Source organism: Arachnia propionica, assembly GCF_003859805.1.
Lineage (GTDB): Bacteria > Actinomycetota > Actinomycetes > Propionibacteriales > Propionibacteriaceae > Arachnia > Arachnia propionica_C.
Genome location: NZ_RQZG01000006.1, coordinates 102,892 through 119,815, shown reverse-complemented (window position 1 = coordinate 119,815; position 16,924 = coordinate 102,892). Strand labels below are relative to the sequence as shown.

General features: G+C 68.9%; 12 protein-coding genes and 1 pseudogene. 4 read left to right on the top strand and 9 right to left on the bottom strand.

Annotation, left to right across the window (positions count from 1 at the left end; translation table 11 throughout):
- Positions 1–2 precede the first annotated feature (2 nt).
- From eno to EII34_RS06825, 3 genes are all read right to left on the bottom strand, one after another.
- A complete protein-coding gene (eno, locus tag EII34_RS06835) occupies positions 3–1,280 on the bottom strand; it encodes a phosphopyruvate hydratase (protein WP_124844258.1) in 1,278 nt (425 codons plus the stop codon).
- Positions 1,281–1,349: 69 nt separating this feature from the next.
- Positions 1,350–1,640, bottom strand: a complete 291-nt coding sequence (locus tag EII34_RS06830; RefSeq protein WP_221620221.1) for a hypothetical protein — start codon at positions 1,638–1,640, stop codon at positions 1,350–1,352.
- Positions 1,630–3,201: a TROVE domain-containing protein gene (locus EII34_RS06825; RefSeq protein WP_124844257.1), complete on the bottom strand. Its 1,572-nt coding sequence runs from the start codon at positions 3,199–3,201 to the stop codon at positions 1,630–1,632. The genes EII34_RS06830 and EII34_RS06825 overlap by 11 nt, the downstream gene beginning before the upstream one ends.
- Positions 3,202–4,218: 1,017 nt before the next feature.
- On the opposite strand from EII34_RS06825, the gene EII34_RS06820 reads away from it, so the two are divergent.
- A complete protein-coding gene (locus EII34_RS06820; RefSeq protein WP_124844256.1) occupies positions 4,219–5,067 on the top strand; it encodes an endonuclease domain-containing protein in 849 nt (282 codons plus the stop codon).
- Positions 5,068–5,235: 168 nt separating this feature from the next.
- On the opposite strand, the gene EII34_RS06815 is transcribed toward EII34_RS06820, so the two are convergent.
- From EII34_RS06815 to EII34_RS06790, 6 genes and pseudogenes are all read right to left on the bottom strand, one after another.
- Complete coding sequence (locus EII34_RS06815) at positions 5,236–5,850, bottom strand: nucleoside triphosphate pyrophosphohydrolase (protein ID WP_124844254.1); 615 nt, start codon at positions 5,848–5,850, stop codon at positions 5,236–5,238.
- Complete coding sequence (locus tag EII34_RS06810) at positions 5,850–6,338, bottom strand: hypothetical protein (protein WP_124844252.1); 489 nt, start codon at positions 6,336–6,338, stop codon at positions 5,850–5,852. The genes EII34_RS06815 and EII34_RS06810 overlap by 1 nt, the downstream gene beginning before the upstream one ends.
- Before the next feature lie 49 nt (positions 6,339–6,387).
- Complete coding sequence (locus EII34_RS06805; RefSeq protein ID WP_124844250.1) at positions 6,388–7,914, bottom strand: hypothetical protein; 1,527 nt, start codon at positions 7,912–7,914, stop codon at positions 6,388–6,390.
- 345 nt (positions 7,915–8,259) lie between these two features.
- A pseudogene (gene mfd, locus EII34_RS06800) lies at positions 8,260–11,685 on the bottom strand (transcription-repair coupling factor); the annotation flags it as partial.
- A 119-nt stretch (positions 11,686–11,804) separates the two neighbouring features.
- Positions 11,805–12,713, bottom strand: coding sequence for a proline dehydrogenase family protein (locus EII34_RS06795; RefSeq protein WP_124844246.1), 909 nt, complete (start codon positions 12,711–12,713; stop codon positions 11,805–11,807).
- The gene (locus EII34_RS06790) at positions 12,710–13,516 is read right to left on the bottom strand and encodes a sugar phosphate isomerase/epimerase family protein (protein ID WP_124844244.1); all 807 of its coding nucleotides are present in this window, start codon (positions 13,514–13,516) and stop codon (positions 12,710–12,712) included. The genes EII34_RS06795 and EII34_RS06790 overlap by 4 nt, the downstream gene beginning before the upstream one ends.
- Before the next feature lie 80 nt (positions 13,517–13,596).
- Here EII34_RS06790 and EII34_RS06785 point away from each other — a divergent pair, with 80 nt between their 5' ends.
- From EII34_RS06785 to disA, 3 genes are all read left to right on the top strand, one after another.
- Positions 13,597–14,235 (top strand): VOC family protein, encoded by a 639-nt coding sequence (locus EII34_RS06785; RefSeq protein ID WP_124844242.1) that lies wholly within the window; start codon positions 13,597–13,599, stop codon positions 14,233–14,235.
- Between the two features lie 53 nt (positions 14,236–14,288).
- Positions 14,289–15,662: a DNA repair protein RadA gene (gene radA / locus EII34_RS06780; protein ID WP_124844240.1), complete on the top strand. Its 1,374-nt coding sequence runs from the start codon at positions 14,289–14,291 to the stop codon at positions 15,660–15,662.
- Between the two features lie 180 nt (positions 15,663–15,842).
- Positions 15,843–16,904 (top strand): DNA integrity scanning diadenylate cyclase DisA, encoded by a 1,062-nt coding sequence (gene disA, locus EII34_RS06775; RefSeq protein WP_124844238.1) that lies wholly within the window; start codon positions 15,843–15,845, stop codon positions 16,902–16,904.
- The last annotated feature ends 20 nt before the right edge of the window (positions 16,905–16,924 follow it).

The following is a 16,924-nucleotide window of genomic DNA, read 5'->3' as shown; positions in this document are numbered from 1 at the left end:
GATCAGCCCTTGAAACGCGGGAACGCGGAACGACCGGCGTAGACGGCCGCGTCGTCCAGGTTCTGCTCGATGCGCAGCAGCTGGTTGTACTTGGCGACGCGGTCGGTGCGGGCCGGGGCACCGGACTTGATCTGGCCGCAGCCGAGCGCCACGGCGAGGTCCGCGATGGTGACGTCCTCGGTCTCACCGGAACGGTGCGACATCATGGTGCGGTAGCCGTTGCGGTGCGCCAGCTCCACCGCGTCGATGGTCTCCGACAGCGAACCGATCTGGTTCACCTTCACCAACAGCGCATTCGCGGTGTCGGTGTCGATACCACGCTGCAGGCGCTCCACGTTGGTGACGAACAGGTCGTCGCCGACGAGCTGGACCTTGTCGCCGAGGCGCTCGGTCATGGCCTTCCAGCCGTCCCAGTCCTCCTCGTTCAGCGGGTCCTCGATGGACACCAGCGGGTAGGCCTCCACCAGCTCGGCGTAGTAGTCGATCATCTCGGCGGCCGACTTCACGGCACCCTCGAACTTGTACCCGCCGTCGCCGTAGAACTCGCTGGCGGCGACGTCGAGGGCCAGGGCCACCTGCTTGCCGGGCTCGTAGCCGGCCTTCTGGATGGCCTCGACGATGAGGTCGAGGGCCGCGCGGTTGGACTCAAGGTTGGGCGCGAACCCGCCCTCGTCGCCGAGTCCGGTGCTCAGCCCACGATCCTTGAGGACCTTCTTGAGGGCGTGGTAGACACCTGCCCCCATCTCGACGGCCTCGGCGAAGGTCTCCGCACCGATGGGAGCGATCATGAACTCCTGGATGTCGACGTTGGAGTCCGCGTGCGAACCACCGTTGAGGATGTTCATCATCGGGACCGGCAGGACGTGGGCGTTGGGGCCGCCGACGTACTGGTAGAGCGGCAGCTCCGCCTCCTGAGCGGCGGCGTGGGCGACGGCGAGCGAGACACCGAGGATGGCGTTCGCACCGAGCTTGGCCTTGTTGGGGGTGCCGTCCAGCTCGATCATGGCCAGGTCGATGGCACGCTGCTCGTTGGCCTCGAAGCCGAGCAGCTCCTCGCCGATGACGTCGAGGACGTTCTTGACGGCGGTCTGGACGCCCTTGCCGCCGAAGCGCTCACCGCCGTCGCGCAGCTCGACGGCTTCGAAGGCACCGGTGGAGGCACCGGAGGGGACGATGGCGCGACCGAAGGCACCGGAGTCGAGGGCGACCTCGACCTCGACGGTGGGGTTGCCGCGGGAGTCGAGGACCTCGCGGGAGTCGATGAACTCAATAGCTGCCATGGGGAGCCCTTCTGTGAGAGTGAGACGAAGATGTCTGCTGGTGCCAGCCTATCAACGACGGGCTCCCGGTCAGCGACGGACCTTCTTCACCACCTGCGCCACCAATTCCCGACTGCACCCCACCGCCTTCGCCAACGCCCCGTACGACCACCGCTGCTCGTCCTCGGCACGCAGCCTGCGGATCAGGTCGTCGCGCTGCGCCCGGAGCTCCGCCGCCCGGCGCTCCGCCTGCGCCGCCTGCTCGTGCAGTTCCCTGGCCCGGGCCGCGGTCACGTCCGACACCCCGCCGACACGGCGAGTGGCGCCGCCCCTGGCACCTGTCGGTGCCGGGACGACGCCACTCAGCGGGTCAGAGCCCACGCGAGAACTCCGAGATGAGGTTCGGGACGCTCAGGTCGAAGCCCGCCACGTCGAGCATGCCGGGATCCTCCGGGTCGGCGATGCTGAACTTCGTCGCGGTCATGCCCACCACGATGAGCTTCGCATCGATCCCCGTCCGTTCGCGGTACTGGCGCAGCGCCTGGTGCGGGTGGATCTTCCCACTCCAGGTCTCGTTGTCGGTGTAGACGATGAAGGTGTCGACCATCAGGTTCCGCTTGGCCGCGTACAGCATCGGCTGCGCGCAGTCCGTGGAACCGAACGGCAGACCCTCCACCCGACGCAGCACGTCGTCGAGGCGCTGCCTCGGCGAGATGTCCAGGGGGACGAACAGGTCCTGGAACGCCATGACCTGCACGGCGGGCTCGGTGGCGAGCTGCACGAGGCTGAGCGCCGCCGACGCCTCCCGCGGGGAGAGCGGCGTGCCAGCGAGCCCGCTCCAGGTCATCGACCCGGAGACGTCCAGCCCGATCAGGGTCCGCCTCCCCGCCGGGATGACCTGCCCGAAGGCGGCGTAGAAGGCGGCGTCGAGCGCGTCGCTCACCTTGGCGGTGGGCTCCCACGTCGCATCCCCACGGAACGACCGTCCAGCGGTGTAGGTGCGGGCGGCCGCGAGGACCGCGACGGGGTGGACCCGGGCACGACGGAGCCGCTGCGGGTCGGTGAGCTGCGCGCACACCTCGTCGGTGCGGCCGCCGAGCCCCGGCAGCATCCCGAGCCGGGTGAGGCGCGGCAGCTGCCTGAGCAGCGCGGTCTGCGGGATGCCGACGTCCAGGAGCGCGTCCCAGACGGCGGTCTCCTTGAGCGCCTGGTCGGGCAGCATCTCCCAGGTCAGGTGATACTTAAGGATCAGCTCGGTCCACGTGGCGACGTCGGTGGCCGCCTGGGCCTCGACGAAGCCGCGGATCAGCTCCGGGGTGTCGTCGCCGATGCTGGAGCGCACGATCCACTCGAAGGTGGACCGCAGCTCCGGCACCACCGTCGCCGGGTGGGACAGCCGCAACAGGTCGCGGTGGCTCCAGCCCTCACGCTGGCGGTACTTGACCGCCTGGTAGGCCAGGGCGTCGGCCTCCTTGTCCAGGTACCAGTTCCCGACGGCCCGCCTGAGTCCTCGGCCCCAGCCGCGGAACTGCTCGACGTAGCGGGCGAAGGTGAACAGGTGGGTGCCGGTCCGGGCGACCCGGGGCAGGGCCGCCAGTGCGAGCGGGGCCGCGTCGGCGACGGAGGTGGCGTAGGCCAGGGCGAACAGCGCGGGACCCTGCTTGGGCGCGATGCCACCCTCGGAGACCTCGACGATGGTCTCGACGAGGCCAGCCGGGTCGGCTGCGGCCATCCGGGCGAGCACCCGGGCGTTGTCCAGCGCGAGTTCCCGCGGGGCGGCGTAGTAGGTGCCGCCGTCGACGCCCAGGGTCAGGAAGCGACGCAGGCGTGCTCGATCGTCGAGCTGGAAGGTGTGGCCGCCCGCGCTGTTGGGGACCTGACGCGAGTCCGCCGGTTCGTTCTGCGGCGTGGTGCGGGTGCTGATGCTGCGAAGGGGATCCATGACGTCGCCTCCTTTCTGGTTGCCATGGCAGTCATGGGGTGCTGGGGCCGGGCGGGCGTGGGGTGAGGGCCGGATGGGGCTTGCGCCCGAGTGTTCTGGACCGCTGAACTACCCCGAAGGGGCGGGATTCGAACCCGCGTCTCTTCCGTGAGAGGGATAACCGACCCTCGTCGGCCCGCCCGGGCCGAGCACGGGGGCTGCCCGGGCGTGGGGTGGCATCCGGTGTCAGAACACCCGGGGGCGTTCTGTCGGATCACCGGGTGGCGATCCGTTGGGGACTTGAACCCCATCTCCACATATGGATTCGCCGATAACCGAACACCGTCGGCCCGGGCAGCAGGTGTTGAGTTGTGATGAGGCCGGGCGGACGTGGTGGCGAGGACCGGAGCAGGGCGCTCTGCCTGGTTGAGCTACACCGATGGTGGCGGGACTCGAACCCGCAACCTCCCTGTCCCTGAGATAACCGACCCTCCTCGGCCCACCCAGCGAAACGAACATGAAGTTGTGGGGCCGAACGGACATGGCGTGAAGACCGGCTGGCTTTCGCCGACTGCTCTAACCAGCTGAGCTACCCCCGAGGGGGGCGGGACTCGAACCCGCGACCCGTCCATTATCAGTGATAACCGATCTTCTCCGGCCCGTTCGGACCAGCTGTGTAGAACAGTACACACCTGTCAGACGCATGTCAACCGCCCCTCCCCGTCGAGGCCGTCAGCCGCGCACCCCGTCGTCCCCACCAACTGCTCACCCTCGGCCGCGGGAACGAGCTCCCGCCTCGACCCCCGTCGCCCCCAGCCTCACTCCGTCCTCCCCCGTCCTCCCCCGTCCCCACCGCCTCCCCAACGAGCACGAATCGCCGTTTTGCTTTGTTGGCAGCGTTGACATCAGCATCTCGCGCAAGCAACCTGCCAGTTCATGCTCAGCAGCAAAGGCGGCGCGACGGCGGAGTTGTCCACAGAGCGGGGCAATGTGCGACCTCCGTGACCAATCCGGGATGGGCGTGCCCCTGATGTGTGTGTGAGCATCTATCAGAGCACCTCGAGTTTCGGCATCATCACGCGCCAGGATGCACTGAGGTCGGGCATGTCGCGCCGCGAGTTCGACGACGCGGTGGCCGTCGGAAACCTGAAACGACTGGACCGGTGCCACTACGCGCTTCCCGAGGCGGAGGCGGATGTGGTCTCGGCCGTCACGGCAGGGGCTGCGTTGGCCTGCGCCTCGGTTCTTCGACTGCACGGCCTGGACACCTGGAACGACACCGACCTTCACCTGCAGCTGCCCCGGTATGGACGTCGCACCCGCCCCATCCCGGAGGGGGCACTCATCTGCGAACGCGGGGAGGCAACGTCGCGGCACCTGGCCCAGTCCTTGGACCAGGCCCTGGTCTCGATGGCGCGGCACCACACGACGGAACAGCTCGTCGTCGCCCTCGACAGCGCCCTCCAGTGTCGCCTGAGAACCCGAGCCGAGCTGCACTCCCTCCTGCAGGGAGCAGGGCGACGGGTCAACCAGGCCCTGCAGCTGGCAACCGGGACCGCGGAGTCGCCGCTTGAGAGCGTGCTCCGATTCCGGCTTGCCAGAAGCCGTATCCGATCAGCCCCGCAGGTCGTGATCCCAGGCGTCGGTCGAGTGGACCTGCTCGTGGAGGGAAGAATGATCCTGGAGGCAGACGGCCGCCAGTGGCATCAGGACCCGAACAGCTTCGACAACGACCGCCGTCGGGATCGGGAGGCCCTGCTCCGGGGGTATGTCACACTCAGGGTGACCCACCGCCAACTCATGGAGGAGTGGCCGTCAACACTCCACACCATCCGGGCCGTCCTCCGGCGCACTCCAGCGCAGGCCGCACATCCGCCGTCGCCCTGAGCATGAACTGGCAGGTTGCTTGCGCGAGATGCGGATGTCAACGCTGCCAACAAAGCAAAACGGCGATTCGTGCTCGGTTGGGAAGCGGGGCGGGACGGCAGGGGGAAGCGGGGGTGGGGCGGCAGAGGTGGGGAAGCCGGGCGAGAGGGGCAGGAGTTGGGGTGGGGCTCAGCTCTCGGCCTCGACGATGCGGGCCTCGAGGTCCCGCAGCGCCTCACGGACGGCCACATCGGCGTCGATCCCACTGGCCTGGGCCCGGGCCACCAGAGTCTGGACCTGCTGCCCGACCTCCTTTGCCGTGATGGGCTCATCCGGCAGCTCGACGGCGACGGCGTGGGCGCGGGCCCTGGAGATCACCTTCTGGGTGCGCGACAACGAGCTGAGCGACTGCGCGATCCCCTCCAGCGACGACGTGCGCCCCTTCTCGGCGCGTTTGCGCTGCTCCCAGGTGACGCGCAGGTCGTCGGGCACCTCCTCGGAACCGAACACCCAGGTGTGACGGGAGATCAGTTTGTCGGCGATCCCGGCGGCGACGTCGTCGAGGTCGAAGCGGCCCTCGTCCTCCGCGATCCGGGCATGGAAGTAGACCTGCAGCAGCAGGTCGCCGAGCTCCTCGCGCAGCTCCGCATCGGAGCCCGCCAGGACGGCGTCGATGACCTCGCAGGTCTCCTCCACCAGGTGCGGCAGCAGGGAACGGTGGGTCTGTCGCGCATCCCACGGGCACTGCACCCGCAGGGTGTCGGTCACCTCACGCAGCCGCGCGAGCTCCCCCCGGTCGGCCACTACTTCTCCGAGAGCACCGACAGCGAGCCGCCGACCTTGTCCCAACCCTGCGTCGGATCAAAGGAGCCGTAGCGCGGGTTCACCTCGAACGGGATCTGCCGGAGGGCCTCCTGCGCCTCGGGGGTGGTCCGCTCCACCGGAAGCTCGTCCAGCAGGAAGAGCCCCTGAACCACCGTCCAGCACTTGCCGTCCTCAAGTTTCGCGATGTCCGGGTTCTGCTTGATGATGTCGTTCAGCTTCGCCTCCTCGAGGGGCGTACCCAGGTTCTGAGTGGCCTTGAACACCAGCTCCCGGTAGACCAGCGCCTGCACCGCGACGGATTCGGTCACCAGCGGGAAGGTCTCCTTGCAGGCCGCGGCCCCCTCCGCCGCCTGGACCTGGGTGATGGTCACCCCGTCCACCACCGCAGCCGTCGACGGTGCGGGCGAACACCCGGCCAGGGCGGCGACGGCCAACGCGGGCACGGCCAGTCGGACAGCGAGCTTCATGTGCATCTCTCCTTGCTACTCGCCTCCGAGCATATCCGCTGGGCCACCGTCACGAGAACGTCAGGTCGAAGGAGATCGGCTCCGGAGCGACGACATCCTTGGTCTGAGTCGAGACGCCAGAGCCATGTAACGCAGTCCAGTGAAGATTCAGGTGTGGGGTGACCGTCACCTGGAACTTCCGTGCTGTTGCAGGAACCTTGAAGGTGATCCGATCAATGTACTCGGTTGGCTCGGCCTGGATGATGGCGCCATCCACGGTGACACTCCACGACTTCGCAACCTCCATATCCTTTGAGGCGGTGCTGTCTGAATTGGCGCGGACCTTCACATCCCCCAGAGCGAGCACGAGCCACGCCTCACCTGCCGGGGACCAACCATGCACCGCGTCGAAGGCCGTCAGGTATGCCTTGGAGGACTTGAAACCGTAGGTGACGGTGATGTCCTTCTTGTCGTACTCGTTCTGCCGCTCCGCGGCCGTCACCGCGACGAAGCTCTTCTCCGTGTAGCTCAGTCCGCCGTCGATGCTGGGAGGGTCCAGCTCGTAGAGGATCGTGGAGTGATCGGTGCTCACGTCACCGCCCGCCAAGGGCAGCGCCTCGGTCTGGCCATCCGTCGTGGCGACCAGGGTGGCCCCCTCCACCGTGGCACTTGAGACGACCAGCAGGTAGGTACCCTTCTCGGGAGAACCACAGGCGGCCCGCTCGCAGGGGAACCTCAGCTCACCGTCGTCCTTCTTGGCGCCCCATCCGCTCTGCTGCTCCTTCGGCTTGCGCACCGTGATGCGTTTGCCACCGGCCTCGACGTGGAAACTCGCCCCTGCCTCTCGGCCTTCCTTGGGGCTGTCCCAGCTGTACTCTGCGTCGAACTTCGGTGCCAGGTCCACGGGATCAGCGATGTCGACCTGCCACGCCCCGAGCTGCTGGCCATCAGCAGGCCGGTGGGGCAGCTCCGGCGAGTCCCCCAGCTCCTCGTCGAGAGCTGCCAGGACCTCGCCCGGCACCCGTTCCAGGGTGGTCGAAGCAGTGACGGTGGCCGTCACCGCAGGCTGCTTCAGCGTGGCCGGGTTCTCCAGCCGCTGCAGCTCCAGGACCGGAACGCTGCTGAGGGGCACGAGCACGGCGAAGTCCTTGTGCGTGGTCGCCGGGCCGGGCGGATCAGCGAGATCAGCGGGATTGCCGGGCTTGGCGCCGTCGGGACGGGACAGCTCTCCTGTTGGATCAGCGATGTCGACGGGGGTGAACTCCGTGAGCTCGAGCTTTGCATTGACGGGATTTCCGAAGGTGCGGACCCGCAGCCAGTTTCCCGGCTGGCCCAGCTCCTTCACCGGACCGCAGAAGAGCATGTCACCCACCGACTCCTTGTCCACCTTCTCGTAGAAGCACTTGGCGTCCTCGGCGACGGTGTCGTAGTCCGTGTTCCCGTTGTAGAGCTTTCGGAACTCATGCTCCGCCTGCTCCAGCGCCTCCTTGGCGTTGGTGATCTCGTTGCCGCCCTGCTTGGGGTTGGCGCTGCAGCCTGCCAGCAGGAGGACCGAGGCCGCGAGCACTGCGGCTGCCCGGATGGTTCTGCCCTTCATGAATCACCTCTGATGTCGTGAAGCGTGTCGTCGGGCAAGAGACTAGGGCCTACCGCCTCGCCGACCCCAACCGTCGAACAACAACTGTCCAAAAGAACTACGGCACCCGACATTCTGCCCCGCTCCCCTCCGTTCACCCCCGTGCACGAACTGGCAGGTTGCTTTGTCCTGAAACGTTTCACCGCGGGTCTCGCGCAAGCAAAACGGCGATTCGTGCCCAGTGGGCGGGCGGTGGGTGGAGGAGAGCAGAGGGGTCGGGTAGGGGAAGAGCAGAGGGGCCGGGCTGTCCACTCAGCCGATGATGTGATCCAGCACCGCCCTGGCCCAGGCGACCGGGTCGTCGGTCGGCTTCGGGATGAGCAGCTGGGAGGTCGCCTTCTTGTGGACCGCCCCCGGGTGGAGCCTTCCCAGCCGCACCTGGCGCGAATCCGGCAACGTGACCGGCTCGAACCGGATCACCTTGCCCTGGGCGACGATCTCATGGACCCCCAACTCACGGGCCCGGTTGCGCAGCTCCGCCACCGCCAGCAGCTGCTCCACCGGCTCCGGCAGCGGACCGTACCGGTCGACGAGCTCCTCGCGCACCTGGTCGACATCCGCCTGGGTCCGCACCTCCGCGATCTGCTTGTACATCTCCAGCCGCAGCCGCTCCGAGGCGACGTACTCGTCCGGCAGGTGCGCGGTCACCGGAAGCTCGACCCGCATCGTCGGCTCCGGCTCGGTGTCCTCGCCGCGGAAGTTCGCGACGGCCTCCCCCACCAATCTGAGGTACATGTCGAAGCCGACGTCGGCGATGTGCCCCGACTGCTCGCCGCCCAGCAGGTTCCCCGCGCCGCGCAGCTCCAGGTCCCGCATCGCGATCGACATGCCCGCCCCCAGATCGGTGTGCGCGGCCATCGTCGACAACCTCTCGTGGGCCGTCTGGCTGAGCGTCTTGTCCCTCGGGTACAGGAAATAGGCGTAGCCGCGTTCCGACGACCGCCCCACCCGGCCCCGCAGCTGGTGCAGCTGCGACAACCCGAGCGTGTCCGCCCGGTCGATGATGAGGGTGTTGGCGGTCTGGATGTTGAGACCCGCCTCGACGATCGTCGTGCACACCAACACGTCGGCACGACGCTCCCAGAAGTCCAGCATCACCTGCTCCAGCCGGGCCTCCCCCATCTGCCCGTGCGCCGTCGCGACCCGCGCCTCCGGCACCAGCTCCCTGAGCTCCGCCGCCACCTTGTCGATGGACTCCACCCGGTTGTGGACGAAGAACACCTGCCCCTCCCGTGCCAGTTCCCGACGGATCGCGGCCCGCACCTGGCCGTTGTCGTACGGCCCGACGAGGGTCAGCACCGGATGCCGCTCCTCCGGCGGGGTGGCGATGACACTCATCTCCCGGATCCCCGTGATCGCGATCTCCAGGGTTCGCGGGATGGGGGTGGCCGACATCGACAGCACGTCGACGTTGACCCGCAACTCCTTCAACCGGTCCTTGTGCTCGACGCCGAACCGCTGCTCCTCGTCGATGATGACCAGTCCGAGATCCTTGAACTCGACCTCCTTCGACAGCAGCCGGTGGGTGCCGATGACGAGGTCGACCCGCCCGCTGGCCAGCCCCTCCAGCACCTTGCGCGCCTCCGCGTCGCTCTGGAACCGGGACAGCTGCGCCATGTGCACGGGGAACCCGGCGAACCGGGAGGCGAAGGTCTGGTGGTGCTGGCTGACCAGCAGCGTCGTCGGCACCAGCACCGCGACCTGCTTGCCGTCCTGGATGGCCTTGAACGCCGCCCGGACCGCGATCTCCGTCTTGCCGAACCCGACGTCGCCGCAAATGAGACGGTCCATCGGGACCACCTTCTCCATGTCGGCCTTGACCTCCTGGATGGCGGCCAGCTGGTCGGGGGTCTCGACGTGGCTGAAGGCGTCCTCCAGTTCCCGCTGCCACGCCGTGTCCGGGCCGAACGCGTGCCCCCTCGTGGCCTGCCGGGCCGCGTACAGCTTGATGAGTTCGGCGGAGATCTCGCCGACGGCCTTCCGCGCCCTCGACTTCCGCTTGGCCCAGTCGGAGCCGCCCATCTTGTCCAGCGCCGGGGTCTCGGAGCCGACGTAGCGCGTCAGCTGGTCCAGCTGATCCATCGGGACGTACAGCCGGTCCCCGGGCTGCCCCCGCTTGCTCGGGGCGTACTCGATGACGAGGTAGTCCCGCACCGATCCCTGCACCGTCCGCTGGATCAGCTCCACGAACCGCCCCACCCCGTGCACCTCGTGCACGATCGGGTCCCCCGCCTTCAGTTCCAGCGGCTGGATGGTGTTGCGACGGCGGGAAGGCAGCTTCCGTGCACCCCGTTCGGTGCTCTGCTGCCCTGACAACTCCGCGGCGGTGATGAGTTCCAGCCTCGCCTCGTCGTCACGCCAACCACGCCCGAACGTCCCCAGCACGACGTGCGCCGTCCCTGCCCCAGGCTCGTCTGACAGGTCCGTGACCCGGGCTCGGATGTCGTGCTCGGCCAGGATCTCCACCATCCGGCTCGCCAGCCCCTTGCCCTCCACACCGATCAGCAACCGCCAGCCGTCGCTGATCCGCTGCTGGATGTGTGCGACGGCGGCCGCCACGTCACCCCGGAAGTCCTCGGTGGGGGCGACGGCGAGCAGCCGGGAGTGCACCGAGTCGGCATCGAGGTTCTCGTCGGGCGCGACCTCGACGGTGAACGGGCTGAGGCTCCACCACTTGTGGCCGCACCCCATCGTGTGCTCCCGGACATCACCGAGGTTGCGGTACGCGGAGGCCCCGAGATCGATGGGTGAGGTGCCGCCGCTGGCGGCCGCCGCCCAGGACGCGGTGAGGAACTCCTGCGAGGTCGCCACCAGCTCGGCGGCCCGGGTCCGGACCAGTTCGGGGGCGGCCACCAGCACCAGCGACGTCGGCGGCAGCACGTCGGTGATGAGCTCCAGCCCGTCCGCAAGCACCGGGATGAGGGCCTCCATCCCCTCGACGGCATGGCCCTCGGCGATCCGCGTGAGCATGTCACCCAGCTGCGGGTGCTGCCCCAGCAGGTCCTTCGCGCGGGCCCGCACCGCGTCGGTGAGCAGCAGCTCCCGGCACGGCTCGGCGATGATGCTGCCCAGCTGCTCCCCCGTGGAACGCTGATCGGCCACGGAGAAGGGGCGGATCTCGGTGACCTCGTCACCGAAGAAGTCGATGCGCACCGGGTGGTCGGCGGTGGGTGGGAAGACGTCGACGATCCCGCCGCGCACCGCGAACTCACCGCGCCGCTCCACCAGGTCCACCCGGTGGTACGCCGCCCCCACCAGGTCCTGCAGCAGGGCCGTGAGATCACGGTCCTGCCCGACGGTGACCGTGACCGGCTGCATCGCCGCCAGCCCCTTCACCTGCGGCTGCAGCAGCGACCGCACCGGGGCGACGACCACCTGCGGCGGGTTCGGTGAGGTGAGTCGCCTGAGCACGTCCAGCCGCTTTCCGACGGTGTCGGCACGTGGGGAGAGCCGCTCGTGCGGGAGGGTCTCCCACGCCGGGTAGTAGACCACCCGGTCCTCGCCCAGCAGGCCCGCGACCTCCGCGGTGAGCGCCTCCGCCTCACGGAACGTGGAGGTCACCAGCAGGACGGTCCGGCCGGACCCGTCGGCGATGAGCGCCGTCGCGATGGCGAAGAAGGAGGAGGCACAGGTGATGTCGCGGGCCTCAGCCCCCACCACCTGGGCGTCACGCAGGGTGGCCCGGATCGCCGGGTCGGACTCGAGAGCGGCACGAAGCCCCGGAAAACGCACCGACCCATTCTGCCACGCCCCGGGAATCCGCTCGGTTCACCCTGATTCCGCTGCAAACGTGCGGCGCGTTTCCGATGGCATCGCTGCCAGGTGCAACGCTCCGCACGTTTGCAGCGGATTCACCTCTTGTCGAGGATCGCCCGGGCGTACCCCCAGAAAGTGCGGGGACGCGCGGCGATGCGGGTGGCCAGGTAGGTGTACCACCCCTTCCCGAAGGGGATGCAGGTACGGGACCGCCAGCCGATGTCGGCCAGGCGTCGGTGCTCCAGCGGCCTGACCCCGTGGAACATCTGGAACTCGAAGGTCTCCGCGGTGCGGGCGTTGCGGTGCGCCAGGGCATGGGCGATCTCGATGATCCGTGGATCATGCGTGGCGAGCATCGGGTACCCCGGCGAGTCCATGAGGATCCGCAGGCACCGCACCAGGGCCAGCGACTTCTCCCGCTCGGAGGTGATCGCGAGGTCACGACCTGCCGGGTAGGTGCTGGTGCACAGGCGCACACGCGCGTCGTCGGCCCCGAGCCGCAGGCACTCCCGCTCCGCCACGTGGAAGTTCGTCGGGATCGTGATGCCGAGCATCGGGTGCTCCTCCCGCACGTGCCGGTAGAGCGCCAGGGTGTCGTCGTACTCCTGGGGGCGCTGCATCTCCAGCGTGACGTGGGCGCCGTGGGCCTCGGCCACCCCGCAGAGGTCACGCAGCACCGCCCGGGAGTTCATCACCGAGTCCCGGAGCCCCACCGACGACGGCTTGACCGACAGTTCCGCGCCCACCGCGTCGTCACCGAGGGCCTCGAGGAGGCGCTCCAGGATCGTGGGGGTGTCGGACTCCGAGTCGTGCCGGGACAGATGGGTGAAACCGAGCAGCAGCCCTTGCCTGCGCAACGTCCTGGCGACGGCGACGGCGTCGCTCACGTCCTGCCCGGCCACGTAGTTGCATGCCAGGTCGAACAGCGCCTGGGACTCGGCGGCACGCCGGGACAGCCAGGACCGACGGATCAGCCACCACACCCAGGTCGAGACGGCCTTCATTCCTCACTCCCCTCCGCATCCCTCGATGCGAGTTCTCGACGGGTCCGCGCCAGCAGCCCGGCCAGCAGTTCCGCCCGTTCCTCCCGTGAGGTCGCACGCCTGGTGGAGACCTCATGGACGACGTGGCCCTCATAGCCCCGGTGCGCCAGGTCCCGCACCACCCGCCAGGCCTCCTGGTCGCCCTCCCCGGGCAGGAGGTGTTCGTCCTTGAAGGAGCCGCTGCCGTCGGTGAGGTGGACGTGGGTCAGGCGGTCACCCCAGGCCGCGACGAGGTCGAGGGAACGCTGCCTGGCGGTGGAGGCGTGGCTGAGGTCGAGGGTGAGGTGGTCGTAGTCCAGCTCGGTGGGATCCCAGCCGGGACTGTACGCCATGAACTCGCCGGCGAAGGTGCGCCACGGGAACATGTTCTCCACCGCGAAGGTCACCCCGGAGGTGCGGTTGAGCTCCCGGATGCCGTCGATGAACTCGTCGGCGTAGCCGCGCTGCCACCTGAAGGGTGGGTGCACCACGACGATGTCCGCACCGAGCCGCCTGGCCGCCTCGGCGGAACGCCGCAGCTTCTCCCACGGGTCGCGACCCCAGGCGCTCGGGGTGATGAGCAGGGTCGGGGCGTGGACGGAGCGGACCGGGACGGCGTGGGCGTCGCTGAACTGGGCGATCACCTCCTCGTCGAGGCTGGCGGCGTCAGCCCCTGCCATCAACTCGACACCGTCGTAGCCGAGCTCGGCGGCCAACGCGAAGGCGGCCGAGGTGGCTTCGGGGAACACCGCGGTGGTGGAGAGCAGGACCTCAGGGCTGGGCACAGGTCAACCTTACGGCCATGGTTCCGTGAACGGGCCACCCCGATTGGGTTCGGCCATTCGGGTGTGGGCAGAATGAGGGCATGCACGTCGACCACATGATCTTCGCCAGCGGCCCCGATGGCATCAGAGCTGATGCGATGCGCCTAGCGGACCTTCTGGGGGCCGACTTCAAGGATGGCGGCTTCCATCCCAGCTTCGGGACCAGGAATCACATCATCCCGTTGGCCGATGCCCGCTACATCGAGGTGGTGGAGGTGCTCGACCACCCGGCCGCTGAGAAGGCCCCCTTCGGGCGGGCCGTGCGCACCCGCTCCGAGATGGGGGGAGGTTGGCTGGGCTGGGTGGTCAGCGTCGATGACATCACCCGGTACGAGGACCGGCTGGAGCGGCCCTCCGTGCCGGGGGCCCGGCAGTTCCCCGATGGTCGGAGGCTGGAGTGGCGCCAGCTCGGCATCCAGGGCCTCATCGCGGACCCGCAGCTGCCGTACTTCGTGCAGTGGGTCTCGGAGGCCCCGCTGCTCCCGAGCGCCCTGACCTCCGATGTGCGGGTGTCCGCCATGTGCATCTCCGGTTCCGCCGAGCGGCTCTCCGACTGGCTCGGGGTGCCGGTGGAGCGGGACCTCGACGGGGTCAGCCTCGAGATGGTGGCCCCGAACGGTCAGCCGGGCATGATCGAGGTGACCTTCACCTCACCGTCCAGGGGCACCGTCGTCATCTGAGCCCCGGGGCATCACCCCGGGATGTGTCGGTCGGCTCCCCTACAGTTCTCGACATGGCGAAACAGGACTCCTTCCACTGCACCGAATGCGGCTGGACCACTCCCCGTTGGGTGGGGCGGTGCGGTGAGTGTCAGACGTGGGGCAGTGTCGTGGAGCGGGGGGCGGCGAAGCTCACGAAGGTCGCCGCCGCGGCACCGACACGCTCCGCTCAGCGGATCTCGGAGGTGGCCACCGATGACGCCCGCCGCAAACCCACCGGCATCGCCGAGCTGGACCGGGTGCTGGGCGACGGTCTGGTGCCCGGTGCCGTCGTGCTGCTGGCCGGGGAGCCGGGGGTGGGCAAGTCGACGCTGCTCATCGATGTCGCCGCGAAGTGGGCGGGCACCGGGGAGACCACCCTGTACGTCTCCGGTGAGGAGTCGGCCTCGCAGGTGAAGCTGCGGGCGGCCCGCACCGGAGCCCTGCACGATGACCTGTTCCTGGCCAGCGAGAACGATCTGGCGACGGTGCTGGGGCACGTGGAGGAGGTCTCGCCGTCGCTGCTCATCGTGGACTCGGTGCAGACCATCTCCGCGACGGGCACCGAGGGCACCCCCGGTGGCCCGGCGCAGGTGCGGGAGGTCGCGGCGGCGCTGGCCAGGGTGGCGAAGAACCGGAACATGGCGGTGCTCGTCGTCGGCCACGTGACGAAGGACGGGACCATCGCGGGGCCGCGCACGATGGAGCACCTGGTGGACGTGGTGCTGACCTTCGAGGGGGACCGGCACTCCGGGTTCCGGATGGTGCGGGCCACGAAGAACCGCTACGGCCCGGCCGATGAGGTGGGATGCTTCGAGATGTCGGAGACGGGGATCGTCGAGGTGCCGGACCCGTCGGGGCTGTTCACCACCGCACACACCGACCCGGTGCCGGGCACCTGTGTCACGGTGACACTGCAGGGTCGTCGTCCGTTGCTGGCGGAGGTGCAGGCCCTGGTGGCACCGTCTCCCGGGAATTCACCGAAGCGCGCCACCCATGGGCTGGACTCCTCGCGGATCGCCATGGTGCTGGCGGTGCTGGAGCGCAAGGCCCGGCTGCCGTTGTCGCAGTTCGACGTGTACACCTCCACCGTGGGTGGGGCGAAGGTGACGGACCCGTCGGTGGACCTGGCGGTGGCGGTGGCGGTGGCCTCGGCGGCCCTGGACCGGCAGCACCCGAAACGGATCCTGGCGCTGGGCGAGGTGGGGCTGGCCGGTGATCTGCGACGGGTGCCGGGCACGGAGCGTCGCCTGGCGGAGGCGGCCCGGCTCGGCTTCGAGCTGGCCCTGGTGCCGCAGGGTTCACGGGACGTGACGGTGAAGGTGCCGAGGCTGGCGGGCCTGAAGGTGGTGGAGGTCGATTCCCTGGCCCAGGCCCTGGCCACCCTGGGCCTGAGCGGATCGCGCTGAGCTCCCCCTCCCTGTTCTCTTTCTCCTCCTCCTTCTCGCGGGCACGAACCGCCGTCCTGCTTGCGCGACGCGCCGGCGATGTCAACGCTGCCACAGAAGCGGAACGGCGGTTCGTGCCCGGGAAGAGGACCTGTTGGTGCAGCCTCTAAGATTTGAGACAGTTCGTGTGAGGAGGACAGCGTGAAGTGGGAGCGGCTGCGCCAGTACCAGCGCCACCTGGCACCGGGTACCCCCCTGCGTGCCGGGCTGGACCGGATCCTGCACGGCCGCACCGGGGCACTCATCGTGCTCGGCAACAACACCAGGGTGCAGCAGGTCTCCACCGGTGGCTTCCAGCTGGGTGTGGAGTTCACGCCCCAAGCCCTGCGGGAGCTGGCCAAGATGGACGGGGCCATCATCCTCTCGAACGACCTCAGCCAGATCGTCGCCGCCGGGGTCCACCTCGTGCCCGCCGGTGAACTCCCCACCGCCGAGACCGGGACCCGCCACCGCTCCGCCGACCGCACCGCCCAGGCCGCCGGGGTCCCCGTCGTCACCGTCTCCGCGTCGATGTCCACCATCTCGTTGTTCCTCGACGGCCACCGCCACGTGCTGGAGTCCTCCAGCCAGATGATCAGCCGCGCCAACCAGACCCTGGCCACCCTGTCCCGATTCGTCGCCCGGCTGGACGACGTGCTGCACCAGTTCAACGCGCTCGAAGTGGGGGCCCAGGTGACGCTGCGCGACCTGGCCCAGGTGGCACAACGGCTGGAGATGACCAAACGCCTGTCCGGCGAGACCCAGTTCCTCATCGACATCCTCGGCATCGAGGGCCGCCTGGTCTCGCTGCAGCACGCGGAGCTGGTCACCGAGTTCACCGGTCTGCCCGCCCAGCTGGCCGAGGACTACGCCCACAACCTCGACGAACCGGAGCAGTTCACCTTCGAGCCCCTCGCGAACTTCTCCACCGAGGAGCTCCTCAGCACGCAGCTCGTCGCCGAGCACCTGGGATTCGGCAGCAACGCCTACCTCGAGACCCAGCTCACCACCCGGGGCTCCCGCCTGCTCGGCTCCGTCGGACGCCTCCCCGCCGGGATCGTGACGAAACTGGTGAACCAGTTCTCCCTCCAGGAACTCTTCGGCGCCTCCGTCGCCGAGCTGCTGCAGATCGACGGCATCGGCTCGGCCCGGGCCCGCCAGATCCGGGACGCCCTGGCCCGCATCACCGAGACCGCCTTCAGCCGCCCCGGAGCACGAAGCTGAGCAACCTTGGCGCAGTGTCC